Source organism: Pseudomonas sp. CC6-YY-74, assembly GCF_002025205.1.
Taxonomy (GTDB): domain Bacteria; phylum Pseudomonadota; class Gammaproteobacteria; order Pseudomonadales; family Pseudomonadaceae; genus Aquipseudomonas; species Aquipseudomonas paeninsulae.
The window spans coordinates 411,943-424,466 of the sequence record NZ_CP019947.1 but is presented as its reverse complement, the minus strand read 5'-3'; the positions used below and the strand labels follow the sequence as shown (position 1 = coordinate 424,466).

17 protein-coding genes and 1 pseudogene are annotated in these 12,524 nt (G+C 57.2%); 16 read left to right on the top strand and 2 right to left on the bottom strand.

Annotated features, from left to right (window positions below; all coding sequences use genetic code 11):
• Positions 1–142 precede the first annotated feature (142 nt).
• Positions 143–376 (bottom strand): hypothetical protein, encoded by a 234-nt coding sequence (locus tag B2D37_RS01950; RefSeq protein ID WP_079201147.1) that lies wholly within the window; start codon positions 374–376, stop codon positions 143–145.
• A gap of 98 nt (positions 377–474) precedes the next feature.
• Between B2D37_RS01950 and B2D37_RS01945 the strand changes: the two genes are divergently transcribed.
• The 11 genes from B2D37_RS01945 to B2D37_RS01900 all read left to right on the top strand — a co-directional run bounded on the left by B2D37_RS01945 (position 475) and on the right by B2D37_RS01900 (position 6,951).
• Positions 475–1,122, top strand: coding sequence for a LexA family transcriptional regulator (locus tag B2D37_RS01945; protein WP_079201146.1), 648 nt, complete (start codon positions 475–477; stop codon positions 1,120–1,122).
• A gap of 22 nt (positions 1,123–1,144) precedes the next feature.
• Entirely contained in the window at positions 1,145–2,791 is a 1,647-nt protein-coding gene (locus B2D37_RS01940; RefSeq protein WP_079201145.1) for an AAA family ATPase, read from the top strand.
• 2 nt (positions 2,792–2,793) lie between these two features.
• Positions 2,794–3,648, top strand: coding sequence for an HNH endonuclease signature motif containing protein (locus B2D37_RS22980; protein ID WP_154067027.1), 855 nt, complete (start codon positions 2,794–2,796; stop codon positions 3,646–3,648).
• Between the two features lie 87 nt (positions 3,649–3,735).
• Positions 3,736–3,918 carry a hypothetical protein gene (locus B2D37_RS01935; RefSeq protein WP_079201144.1) on the top strand — a complete coding sequence of 61 codons (183 nt, stop codon included), beginning with the start codon at positions 3,736–3,738 and terminating at the stop codon, positions 3,916–3,918.
• Positions 3,915–4,469 carry a hypothetical protein gene (locus B2D37_RS01930; protein WP_079201143.1) on the top strand — a complete coding sequence of 185 codons (555 nt, stop codon included), beginning with the start codon at positions 3,915–3,917 and terminating at the stop codon, positions 4,467–4,469. Before B2D37_RS01935 ends, B2D37_RS01930 begins: the two co-directional genes overlap by 4 nt.
• Positions 4,470–4,478: 9 nt before the next feature.
• Entirely contained in the window at positions 4,479–4,769 is a 291-nt protein-coding gene (locus B2D37_RS01925; RefSeq protein WP_079201142.1) for a phage antirepressor KilAC domain-containing protein, read from the top strand.
• Positions 4,766–4,963 (top strand): hypothetical protein, encoded by a 198-nt coding sequence (locus B2D37_RS01920; protein WP_079201141.1) that lies wholly within the window; start codon positions 4,766–4,768, stop codon positions 4,961–4,963. Before B2D37_RS01925 ends, B2D37_RS01920 begins: the two co-directional genes overlap by 4 nt.
• Positions 4,956–5,282, top strand: a complete 327-nt coding sequence (locus B2D37_RS01915; protein WP_079201140.1) for a pyocin activator PrtN family protein — start codon at positions 4,956–4,958, stop codon at positions 5,280–5,282. Before B2D37_RS01920 ends, B2D37_RS01915 begins: the two co-directional genes overlap by 8 nt.
• A 45-nt stretch (positions 5,283–5,327) precedes the next feature.
• Entirely contained in the window at positions 5,328–6,038 is a 711-nt protein-coding gene (locus tag B2D37_RS01910) for a hypothetical protein (RefSeq protein WP_079201139.1), read from the top strand.
• Positions 6,035–6,262, top strand: coding sequence for a hypothetical protein (locus B2D37_RS01905; RefSeq protein WP_079201138.1), 228 nt, complete (start codon positions 6,035–6,037; stop codon positions 6,260–6,262). The genes B2D37_RS01910 and B2D37_RS01905 overlap by 4 nt, the downstream gene beginning before the upstream one ends.
• Positions 6,259–6,951, top strand: a complete 693-nt coding sequence (locus tag B2D37_RS01900) for a hypothetical protein (protein WP_079201137.1) — start codon at positions 6,259–6,261, stop codon at positions 6,949–6,951. Before B2D37_RS01905 ends, B2D37_RS01900 begins: the two co-directional genes overlap by 4 nt.
• Before the next feature lie 305 nt (positions 6,952–7,256).
• On the opposite strand, the gene B2D37_RS01895 is transcribed toward B2D37_RS01900, so the two are convergent.
• The gene (locus tag B2D37_RS01895) at positions 7,257–7,844 is read right to left on the bottom strand and encodes a hypothetical protein (protein WP_079201136.1); all 588 of its coding nucleotides are present in this window, start codon (positions 7,842–7,844) and stop codon (positions 7,257–7,259) included.
• 71 nt (positions 7,845–7,915) lie between these two features.
• Here B2D37_RS01895 and B2D37_RS01890 point away from each other — a divergent pair, with 71 nt between their 5' ends.
• The 5 genes and pseudogenes from B2D37_RS01890 (at position 7,916) to fdxA (ending at position 12,419) form a co-directional block, all read left to right on the top strand.
• On the top strand, positions 7,916–8,113 hold the full coding sequence (locus B2D37_RS01890) for an excisionase (protein WP_079201135.1): 198 nt from the start codon (positions 7,916–7,918) through the stop codon (positions 8,111–8,113).
• Positions 8,114–8,175: 62 nt separating this feature from the next.
• Positions 8,176–8,262 (top strand): annotated as a pseudogene (locus B2D37_RS23495) (Arm DNA-binding domain-containing protein); the annotation flags it as partial.
• A 135-nt stretch (positions 8,263–8,397) separates the two neighbouring features.
• Entirely contained in the window at positions 8,398–9,372 is a 975-nt protein-coding gene (locus B2D37_RS01885; RefSeq protein ID WP_256573184.1) for a site-specific integrase, read from the top strand.
• Between the two features lie 11 nt (positions 9,373–9,383).
• Positions 9,384–11,951 (top strand): DNA mismatch repair protein MutS, encoded by a 2,568-nt coding sequence (mutS, locus tag B2D37_RS01880; RefSeq protein WP_177345258.1) that lies wholly within the window; start codon positions 9,384–9,386, stop codon positions 11,949–11,951.
• Positions 11,952–12,095: 144 nt separating this feature from the next.
• Positions 12,096–12,419 (top strand): ferredoxin FdxA, encoded by a 324-nt coding sequence (gene fdxA, locus B2D37_RS01875; protein ID WP_079201132.1) that lies wholly within the window; start codon positions 12,096–12,098, stop codon positions 12,417–12,419.
• Positions 12,420–12,524 lie beyond the last annotated feature (105 nt).

Sequence of the window (12,524 nt, the reverse complement as noted above, 5' to 3'; positions counted from 1 at the left end):
AACCCAAGGCATCCGTGCCTTGGCGGGTGCGGTAAATCAGCGTGTGGTACGTGGTGTGCTCCGCTGACTACTGCATCCCCCGGCAGCACTGTGGTGTGTGTGCCGGAGGAACTGGGCGGCCCTTGGGTCGCCTTTTTTCTAGCTATGCTGCTTTACTGGTTGGCCGAGTCTCAGTAACGCCAAAATGCTCAAGCACCTCTGCAAGCGAAACGTGTCCTTCGCTTTCACGAGCCAGTGCTTTGATCAAAGAGACGCTTGGATCCTTGCTTGCATACTTGACGTGTAAACGCAGGTAGTTCACTGCAATGCTGCAGCGCTCTGCATAGGCCGAAAGCTGCTCGGCATCCAAGCGGTTGATGTAGTCGCGCAATTTCATGGGTGCACCTCCGAGCCAGCAATTTAACCATTAAGGTTAATTATGGCAATACCTGACTGGACATTCACCTGAAAGGTTAATCCGGACAGAATTGGCGCATGAAGATCTCAGATACCCGCTTACGAAATTTCCGCAGAGTCTTGGCAGAGAAAAAGCTCCGCCTGACTGATATCGCCGATATCCTTGGCAAAGCACCTGCACAGGTGAGTGCTTTCGGGGGCAAAAACCCAACCAAGGGCATTGGTGATCAGATCGCTCGCGAGATAGAGAAAGCTCTCGACCTGCATAGTGGCTATCTAGATATGCCCTACGGCCTTGGTGAGCTCAGCAACACCACACCGCTAAGCCACACCGGCCGCAAGCTGCCTGTGATCGGCTCGATTGCAGCTGGTGCATGGTGCGAACCGCAGGGCACATTCGACCCGAGGGATGCAGAAGAATGGATCGATGCTCCTGGCCCAGTGGGGCCTCGTGCTTTCATTCTTCGCGTTGAAGGAATGAGCATGGAGCCTAAGTTTGTTGAGGGCGACAAAATCGTAATCGACCCTTCTCTCGAAGCTTTACCGGGCCATTTTGTCGCAGCGAAACGAGCCAGCGATGGCGCTGCAACGCTAAAACAACTGAAACAAGAAGGGAGCGAGCAATACCTATATGCGCTCAATCCTGATTGGCCTGAACGGATTATACGAATGAGCGAAGAGTGGAGTATTTGTGGTCGCGCCCGCTGGAAAATTACTGACCTATAAAATTGCTTAGGGATAAGTCCAAATGTTTTTCCAAGTTCTCCCTCCACGAACCGAACCCAACTATGCAGGCACATACAAGTTTGCCCTAATTCAAAACGAGTGGAATGATTACAGCTACGAGACTCAATATAGTCTAGTTTATCTGGGACCTCCTGAAAAAAGATCACACAACCTTATAGGGTCTGTAAAGATACTTAAAAAAAATCAAAAATCTTCAGACCCGCTCCAGCTTACTAAAGACTTCAACTTTCTATCAGAAGATTTTGTTTCCGTTGGACAATCCCTAGACTACTACCAGCGCCTATCCGCTTTAGATGAGAGTTTAAAAACCTCTCTCGCCGAGTCCTTGAATGATTACGCCTACAACCCGAGCCTAGGTGACGAATTCAGAAGCGAAGAAGGATGGAGCATATCCCTATTCAGATACTTCAATGAAAATGATAATTTTCTGCTAACAGCAAAATCACTATTAAACAAGAACTTCGATGGCCTTCAGCATACGAATTTAGATTTTTCATTTCATGTGGCAGGCTGGGAACAAGAGATAAAATTCGACTACTCACTACCAGAGTTCGTACAGAAAGTCGGCGGTATTGCGCACCCGATACCCAGTCGAATTATTTCTATAATAGGTAAAAATGGCTCAGGCAAAAGCACACTATTAGCACGTCTAGCTCGAGTAGCTCATGGAACCACAAAAAGCAGGCAGGATGGTGTGTTCGACGACGTAGGAAAGATCGTTCCAGAAGGAATAGGTTTCCCACGTATAATTACTGTTTCTTACAGTGCGTTCGACAGCTTTAGACTACCCGGATTGAAGCCAAGCGTTGAAGGTGAAGCTGATGAAAGAGTTCAAATAGTTAAGGACATCCAAGATGGTGGCGGGCGTTTCGTATTTTGCGGATTGAGAGATATTGCTGCTGAGCTACAAGCACAAATTGAAAATGAGCACTCTAGTAATGCTATCTTGTCTACGACTGACAAGGTATCCACCACATTATTAAAACCCGTAGAATCGCTAGCGAAAGAATATCTAAAAACTTTATTACTTGTAGAAGAAAGTGGCGCAACACACATTCTGGATAGAGCATTGAGATGCCTTGCAAGTGAAGCGTCGTTCTCTTCATATCAGCATAACCTGACAACACGCTTTCTTCTTGACAATGACCCGGAAAAATTGTTCCTTATCTGGAGCACCGGGCATAAAATTGTGATGCAGATAATCGCTAGCCTTGCAGCGCACACGACACAATCCTCCCTTATATTAATTGACGAACCCGAAACACATCTACACCCCCCACTACTTGCCTCACTTATGCACGCCATACGTATAATATTATCCACCAAAAGAGCATTTGCAATTGTAGCTACACACTCCCCTATCGTACTTCAAGAAACCATTGTAAAACACACATACATCGTACGTCGCGAAGGAAACATCACTGCAATACAGAGACCGAGTAAAGAGACCTTTGGCGAAAGTATAGGCACATTGACTGGCGAGACATTCGGACTAAACACAAGAGCCACAGACTTCCACGCTGTTCTTGACCGCCTAATAAAAGAACATAAAGACTTAGATATTATTGAAGCTTTTTTTCAGCCTTACGGATTGAGCATGCAGGCTAGAGCCTACGTGATGAGCCAGCTCATTTTCGAAGGCTTTTGATAATGTGGCGACTAAACACTCCAAATTCCAACACATCATCTGCAGACCTTGCAACTGCGCTGACCCTAGTGAATGGCAACCCTGTATACCCTTTAACCGATATCGAAAAGGCGCGCATCTTACAACTTTACCAAGCCTATGATGCTAACTTAGGCAACCCCTGCAACACACTAAAGGGTACAGTTTCTGAGTCAGCATTGTTAGAAGCAATTCATAACGCGTACAACCAAGTTCAGATTGGTGGACGGCTTGAAGACTATCGTGATCGTTTAAAGCTAACTGCTGAAATTTGCCCCTATTGCGGTTTTGGGGCGATCACTGATCTTGACCATCATTTACCTCGCTCTAAGTTTAAAGCACATGCAATCTACGCTAAAAATCTGATCCCATGCTGCCAGCCATGCAACAACTTAAAACGGGCTAAAGCTGGAGATAAACCAGAGGGTCAATTCTCACATGTTTACTTCGGCCAACGACCAGTTGAACCGTTCCTTATAGCAGAGGCGGTAGTACAGCGCACCGGCCTCGTCGTGACATTTTCACTGGAGAGGACAGCAACATTAGACCCGAACGAGTTCGCTCGGCTTAAGTTCCAGTTCGATACTTTGGACTTGAATGTTCGTTACAAAGCTCCAATAAACACATACCTAGGGACACTCAGGACAAGCATTGAGATCTTTGCATCCGCGGGTACGCCAGCACTGAAGGAGTTTTTGAAAAAAAGCTACATTACTTCCCGCAGGGATTTTGGTCCAAATCACTGGCAGTCAGCGCTACTGAAGTGCTTGGCAGAATCCGAAGAGTTTTGTGGAGGAGGATTTCAGCACTGCTTTGGCCGCAGGGATCCTGCAATTTAAAACAACCCAATAGGTTATTTTTATTTGACATAATAACCTATAGGGTTAACTATCGCCTCACTCTCCACCACAGAGCGAGGCAACACCATGGCCACCACAGCCACCCTGCACGTCCACCCAACCTGCGCCAGTAACCGCCGCCTGATCGAGCAGCTGCAAGCTACCACGGGCTGCCTGGTCGTGATCACCGGCGGCAAGCCCAAGCTGCAACCCCGCCAGACTGCGCCGCAGCCGACCCCTGGCAACCCATGGGGAGGTGACGCCGCATGAGCCAACTAACCCTCACCACCCCGGGCTTTATCCGCCTGCAGGCCCAGGTCGCCCTCAATGGCACCTTCATTCATACGCTGAGCAATGCTGAGCGTGTGTCGGTGGCGGCAACGGTCAGCATCGAGCAGTGCGCGCAAGCCATCGACGTACGTGTGCGCATCGGCAACACAGCCAACAGCGTATCTCTGGACAAGTACCGCACCGACAACGGCAAGCGCGTCGCGCGCTTTATCGAGCAGATCGTCAACGGCCACGCCCCTACCAACGTGCCGGACGTGGACGAGTACCTGCTTGTCACCGACCTGGAGCGCACCCTGCGCCAGGCGCTACGCAAAGGCCGCGGCACCTACTACCTGCCTGCCGATGAGCTGGAGCCATGCCTGCTGATCCGCCGTAACCGGTTCGGCGGCTACACCGCGCAAATCGAGCTACATGGTGCGGCGTGCATGCTGACCCTGCCTGCAGACACACGCCGCGCCTACGCCATGCTGGCCGATAACCTGCGCCGCTTCCTCACCGGCTACCGCGACAGCCTCGCGGCTGCGGCCTGAGGTGCACCCATGGCTTACACACTCAAAGAGGCAGCACCTCACCTGGGCCTGACACGCACCAAGTTGATTGCGCGCATGCGCGCCAAAGGCTTGTTGGATAGCAGCAACCTGCCGGTTTTCCCGGTGCGTGACAGGCTTTACCTGCAGAAGTACGAAGGTCGCTGGTATCACGATGATTTGGGCCTGCAGTACAGCTACTCAACTCGCGTAACACCGGCCGGCATTCGCTGGCTGGCGGAGCAACTCAGCATCGAGCGCCCTGCTCCGCCCGCCACGCCTGACCCACGGGAGGTGGCATGAGCAGCAAGCAGCTTGAACCCAGGCCGCGCCACTACGCCCGGCAGATCATCGCGAAAGGCACCCTCGCAGAGCGCAACGCCGCCCTGCAGGAAGTGCCCGAGCACCTGCGTGCGCTAACCAAACGCCACTGCCTCAACACATGGGGCCACCCGGCATACGCACCCAAGCAGGAGGCCAAGCCAGCCAATGACTAGCGCAAACCAAACCCCGCTGCGCCTGCTGCAGGCACCAGAGGCGGCCACCATCGAGCTGCTCTACCGCACCTTCGGCGATGTGCTTGTCCCCCTGGAAAGGCTGCGCGTGCAGTACTTCCGCAACCTCAACGAGCAGTCGTTTGTGGCCGAGATCAACAGCGGCCGCATTCAACTGCCCATCACCACCCTGGACAGCAGCCGCAAAGCGCCCAAGTTCGCGCACATCCGCCACGTTGCCGCACTGATCGACATCCGCGCCTACAAGGCGGACGAGGAAATGGCCCGGCTGCAGGGCGATGCCACCGAACCAAACGACTGACCAACAACCGCTGCCACCACCAGCGCCACCACCCAGGAGCACACCATGGCACTCACCACCCCACAGCTCTACGCCCTGTTCGCCATCGCTGCATGCGTTGCCATGCTGATCGGCATCACCTACTGCACCGGCCTGCGCACCGGCCGCCGAGCAGCTGACCGCCTCATCCACAAACTGGAGAAAATCAACAGCGCCACCAGCAACAGCCTGGCCAAGCGCACCGCTGACTTGATCGAGACCAACCGCAAACTAGATGCCCGCGAGGCTGCCTTGAGCAAGCTGCGCCAGTGCCTGCGCGAGGAACAGTGCGACCACGACAACGTCACCAAGCAGCTCCGGGAAGACCTCAACCGCGAAGTCGCCAACCGCCTGACCCACGACGACTGGTTGATGCTCAAGTTGGCGGCCAAACAACTCGGCATTGTCGCGGAGCAATTCACCAAGTCAGGCAGCAATAAAACCAACCAGGCCGAGTTGGCTCAAACCCGCATCCACGACATAGCCGACCGCGTGAAGGAAGCGCTGGACGAGGTGCCACTGCTTCTCTCCCCCGCTGAGCACGGCATCAGCGACACGGATCTGATCGAGTGGCTGGATAAAGAGGCCACTTACCACGGCGAACTCGAATACGGCGAACTTCGCTTTAGCGTCATCTCTCCACCCGAAGGCTTCGAGCACACCCGCGATGTACTGACCCTGGCCGCTCAACAGCAGCGCCAGCGCGACTACGGCCAAGCCATGGGGGCAGCAGCATGACCAGGCGCCACTACCCACTGCTGCGCCTATCGCCCGATGCCGCCGGCAAGCTGCAGCACGATCACACCCGCACGCTGGTCCGCCTCGCACAAATCGAAACCGAACTCGCCGAACTGGAGCGCCAAGTGCGCGCCCAATTCGGCGCCGAGGCTTGCTGGCTGCTGCGGAACAACGCCCGCAACGCAGCCCTGGCCGAACAGCTGAAACAGGAGATCGCGGCATGAGCTGGATACTCACCAACAGCGCCAAACCCATGAGCCTGCTGCGCCCGCGCGCGGATCTAGTCACCACCACCGACATCGCCCATAGCCTGGCCCACATCTGCCGCTTCAACGGCCACTGCAGGCACCACTATTCGGTCGCCCAGCACAGCCTGCTGGTCGCCAGCATCGTGCCGGATGAGGATCAACTGCCCGCCCTGCTGCACGACGCGGCAGAGGCCTATGTGGGCGATATGGTGCAACCGCTCAAGCAGCTGCTGAAGGAAACCGCGGCGAGCACAACCGATGCCTGGCTACTGACCTGCGAATCGCTCGGCATCGATCGCCACCGCATGAGCCAGGCGGCAGCGGAGTACACCATCAGCCCCGGCAACGACCCAATGGCCGAACACCTGAGCCACCTCGCCTCGATCTACCACCAGATCGAGCAGCGCGTGTGGCTGGCCGTCGCCGAACGCTTCGACATCGACCCCGTGCTACCGGCAAGCATCCACACCGCCGACATGGTCGCCCTGGCCACCGAACGCCGCGACCTTATGCCCGAGCAAGCCGGCACCTGGGAATGCCTCAACGGCTACGACCCATTGCCGCAACACATCACCCGCTGGACACCCGAAGACGCCCGCCAGCGCTACCACGACCGGCTCATCACGCTGCTGGCCACGACACATCGCCGGAGGTACGCAGCATGACCCAAGCCACCGCAACCACCGCACTCAAAGCCGGGCGCCAGCACGGCGGCGGCCTGGTACATGCCAACCAGCCGCGCGCCACATTGCGCAGCCGCCATCAGATCCCGAGCGGTGGCGCTATAAAGAGTCTCTGCTGCACAGCAGCAGGCATTCTCCCGCCCCTGCTCCGCGCCACCACAGGTCGCGTATACCCCACGACATGCGTGCGCCGGGCGCCAGATCAGAGTGAACCGCTCCGCTCAACTAACCGCCCGCACGCGCAGCTTGTCGTGGGGTATGGACCACCTATAGCGACATCCACAACCTCATGGCGTCTCAGTCGCAAGCCGTTCAGCAATGTCCCTAACGATGTTTTTATTGAACGTAACTTTGATGCCAATGCTACGCAGTTCCTCACCTTGAGCCCCCGCGAGATATCTGCGAGCAGAGTCAACGCAACTGCGAAGGTTATGTTCCAGAAGCGAAAAGTCATTTACCAAGGACTCATCAGGCAAATCAGTAAGTCGAACGGCCTGGAGAAGTTGCCACTCCCGCTCCACCGCATCTATTGCCTGAAGAAAGCGGGTGGACTGCGCCTTTGCTTCACCATGACTAGCAAGCATGTGGATTTGCTCAACCCACATAGACCCTCTTCTCGCGATTTCGGCAATGGCCTTGATTACAACTCTTTCCTTACGCCTTTCAGACTGCTCTTGACGTCGTTGCTGGCCACTAGCAACAAACACGGCGACGAAAACACCTGCGACAGCTCCGAGAGCCTGAACCCAAGCAGGAGCACTAGCAGCCCCCCAAGGCAAGAGGTAAAGAACAATGACCAAGAATGCTGCAAAAGGCGAAACCAGCCAGAGCTTTGGCCGAAACTTGAAATTAACAGTGACTTCATTGGGCAGCATGCGCGCCTCCTTGGCAGTTTCAACCCTGCGAGCTTGACGGCACATAGCCACCATGTCCAGCGAGGTGCAGCATGAGCCTCCCTCGCTGGGTTCTCATAAAGCGCGCTTCCGAGCTGACCGGCTATAGCGAGGACGCCATCCGCCACAAGGTGAAGAACGGCACCTGGGCACAGGGCCGCATTTGGCGCAAAGCGCGCGACTCTCGCGTATTTATCAATATCGAGGAGATCGACAAGTGGGTCGAGAGCGCACCGCAGGAAGCGGCCTAGAAGCCGAACTGGCCAAGCACCAGGGTATTGAGATCCACGGCAACAGCCTGCGCATCGCCTTCATGTGGAAGCGCAGGCGCTGTCGCGAAACGCTGGGCCTGCCGGTTACCAAAGCCAACATTCGTCACGCCGCCCAACTCCGGGCGGCGGTTCTTCATGACATCAAGATGGGCAAGTTCGACTATGCCCAGCACTTCCCAGGCTCCAAGCACGCCAGCAACTACAGCACCCCACGCGATGAGCGCCTGCATGCCCTGCTCGCTCGTTACAAGCCGCTCAAAGCCGTGGACATCACAGCCGAGACCGAGAGCCGCTATGGTTCCGCGCTCGATATCTGCATTGAGCTGCTAGGCAAAAACAGGCTGGGCAGCACACTGTTGCCCGAGGATGTTCAGCAGCTGCGCGTGGATCTGATCGAAGATCGCGCCACATCAACAGCCAACCACTACCTGGCGACCCTGTCGGGCTTCCTGGGCTGGTGCGAGAGCAACGGTTACTGCCGCACAGGTTTGGCGGCGGCATGCGTACGCTTTCAGATGAGTGCCCGCGAACCAGACCCATTGACCCAGGCCGAGTTCGCCAAGCTGATCGCCGACGGTTGCCTACACCCAGCAGACAGCGCCTCGATCACCCTGGCGGTCTATACCGGGCTGCGACCTGGCGAGTTGTGTGGGCTGGCCAAAGAAGATGTAGATCTGGACGCAAACATAATCCACGTGCGCCGGGCAGTAACCAGCAGCGGCCAGTTCAAACCACCCAAAACCGGGCGAGCGCGCATCGTGTTCCTGTTTCCGCCGGCGCGCGAGGCGGTGATCACCCTGCTCGCCCTGCAAGCGGAAGCCGCAGCCCTAACGGTAACGGTCTACCTGAACCGTCACGAGACCCGCCAGGACACCGTCACCCCACTACTATCGCCGACAACCCAGGCCAGAAAAACCAAGGTCAATGCCTGGTTTGTGCCAACGGCTTGGAACACCAAGTGGGGCAACATTCAGCGCCGAGCTAAAACCCGCCCGCGCCGGCCTTACCAAACCCGCCACACCTATGCCTGCTGGTGCCTAACAGCCCGTGGTAATCTTGCCTTCATTTCCAAGCAGATGGGTCACAAGGACTTCACCATGTTGGTTCAGGTATATGCCAAATGGATGGACGACGAATCGCCAAACGAGCTTGAGCACATCTGGTTCGGCATGCAGAACACCGCGCAGATTGCCCCAATCCTGCCCCACATAAATTTAGAAAGCGCGCTAACTACCTGATGAATAAGGCTATTCAAGATTTATCTTCTCACACGCCCATGATGCAGCAGTACTGGAGACTGAAAAACCAGCACCCGGACCAGCTGATGTTTTACCGCATGGGCGACTTCTACGAGATTTTCTACGAAGACGCGAAAAAGGCCGCCAAGCTGCTGGATATCACCCTGACCGCCCGCGGCCAATCCGCCGGCCAGGCGATTCCCATGTGCGGAATCCCCTACCACGCCGCCGAAGGCTACCTGGGCAAGCTGGTCAAGCTCGGCGAGTCGGTGGTGATCTGCGAACAGGTCGGCGACCCGGCCACCAGCAAGGGTCCCGTGGACCGCCAGGTGGTGCGCATCATCACCCCCGGCACGGTCAGTGACGAGGCGCTGCTCGACGAGCGACGCGACAACTTACTAGCCGCCGTACTCGGTGACGAGCGGCTGTTCGGCCTGGCTGTGCTGGACATTACCAGCGGCCGCTTCAGCGTGCTGGAGATCAAAGGCTGGGAGAATCTGCTGGCCGAACTGGAACGCCTCAATCCGGTCGAGTTGCTGATCCCCGATGACTGGCCGCAAGGCTTGCCCGCGGAGAAACGCCCCGGCGTGCGTCGCCGCGCGCCCTGGGATTTCGAGCGCGACAGTGCGCACAAAAGCCTCTGCCAACAGTTCACCACCCAGGACCTGAAAGGCTTCGGCTGCGAGAACCTGAGCCTGGCCATAGGCGCCGCCGGCTGCCTACTGGCGTACGCCAAGGAAACCCAGCGCACCGCCCTGCCGCACCTGCGCAGCCTGCGCCATGAGCGCCTCGACGACACGGTGATTCTCGACGGCGCCAGCCGGCGCAACCTGGAGCTGGACGTCAACCTCGCCGGCGGGCGCGAGAACACCCTGCAATCGGTGGTCGACCGTTGCCAGACCGCCATGGGCAGCCGCCTGCTCAGCCGCTGGCTGAACCGCCCGCTGCGCGACCGCACAATATTGGAAGCGCGCCAGGAGTCGATTGCCTGCCTGCTGGAGCGTTATCGCTTCGAGACCCTGCAACCGCAGCTCAAGGAAATTGGCGATCTGGAACGGATCCTTGCGCGTATTGGCTTGCGCAACGCCCGACCACGGGACCTGGCGCGCCTGCGCGATGCCCTGGCCGCCCTGCCCGAGTTGCAACAGGCCATGACTGACCTCGACTCGCCGCACCTGGCTGACTTGGCCGGCATAGTCAGCACCTACCCGGAGCTGGCCGAGCTGCTGGCCCGCGCCATTATTGACAACCCGCCCGCGGTAATCCGCGATGGCGGCGTGCTCAAGACCGGCTACGACGTCGAGCTGGACGAACTGCAATCGCTTAGCGAAAACGCCGGTCAGTACCTGATGGATCTGGAGGTGCGGGAGAAGGCCCGCACCGGCCTGGCCAATCTCAAGGTCGGCTACAACCGCGTGCATGGCTACTTTATCGAACTGCCAAGCAAGCAGGCCGAGTCGGCGCCGGCCGACTATATCCGCCGCCAGACCCTGAAAGGTGCCGAGCGCTTCATCACCCCAGAGCTAAAGGAATTCGAGGACAAGGCGCTGTCGGCCAAGAGCCGCGCCCTAGCCCGCGAAAAGATCCTCTATGAACAACTGCTGGAACGCCTGATCGGCCACCTCGGTCCGCTGCAGGACAGCGCCGCGGCCCTGGCCGAACTGGACGTGCTGAGCAACCTGGGCGAACGCGCCCTGAACCTCGACCTCAATCGTCCACGCTTCGTCGACGAGCCCTGCATGCGTATCGAGCAAGGCCGTCATCCAGTGGTCGAGCAGGTACTGACCACCCCCTTCGTGGCCAACGACCTGAGCCTCGACGATGACACGCGCATGCTGATCATCACCGGGCCGAACATGGGTGGTAAATCCACCTATATGCGCCAGACCGCGCTGATCGTGCTGCTCGCGCATATCGGCAGCTTCGTCCCCGCGGCCAGTTGCGAGCTGTCGCTGGTCGATCGCATCTTCACCCGTATCGGATCAAGCGATGACCTGGCGGGCGGCCGTTCGACCTTTATGGTCGAGATGAGCGAGACCGCGAATATTCTGCACAACGCCACAGAACGCAGCCTGGTGCTGATGGACGAAGTTGGCCGTGGCACCAGTACCTTCGACGGCCTGTCGCTGGCCTGGGCCGCCGCCGAACAGCTGGCCACGCTGCGTGCCTACACGCTGTTCGCCACCCACTACTTCGAACTCACGGTACTGCCGGAGAGCGAGCCGCTGGTTGCCAACGTGCATCTCAACGCCACCGAGCACAATGAGCGCATCGTCTTTTTGCACCATGTACTGCCCGGCCCGGCCAGCCAGAGCTATGGTTTAGCGGTAGCGCAACTGGCCGGTGTTCCCGGCGAAGTGATCTTGCGTGCCCGCGAACATCTGGCGCGCCTGGAAACCACCAGCCTGCCCCATGATTTGCCACGCAACGAGCCCGGCCAGCAGGCGACTCCACTGCAAAGCGATATGTTTGCCAGCCTGCCGCACCCGGTGCTGGAGGAATTATTCAAGATCAACCTGGATGATCTGACTCCGCGCAAAGCGCTGGAACTGTTATATACATGGAAAGCGCGAGTCTAACGCCCGCGCGCGCAAGCTGTTAGAATCGCGCGCGCTTTGGGATGCTGCGGCCTACTAGCCCGGTGTCGCAGCCATAGTTTCCCGAACCGAGGGGCTGTTTATGCAAAACAGTCCCCGAGCCGTAGCCTGAGGAGAGAATTAGAAATGACCTTCGTCGTCACCGACAACTGCATCAAGTGCAAGTACACCGACTGCGTGGAAGTCTGTCCGGTGGACTGCTTCTACGAAGGCCCTAACTTCCTGGTGATCCACCCGGACGAGTGCATTGACTGCGCACTCTGCGAGCCGGAGTGCCCGGCCCAAGCGATCTTCTCCGAAGACGAAGTACCGGAAGACCAGCAGGAATATACCCAACTCAATGCCGATCTGGCCGAAGTCTGGCCGAACATCACCGAAAAGAAAGAAGGCTTACCTGATGCTGAAGAGTGGGATGGCGTAAAAGACAAACTGCAACACCTGGAACGCTAAACCTTACTCAGCGCCCACTGAAAGACCCGCCTTGCGCGGGTCTTTTGCTTTCTTGCAGGCAAAAAAAGGGGCGGTATTACCCGCCCACTCTTTTGTCCCTACTCC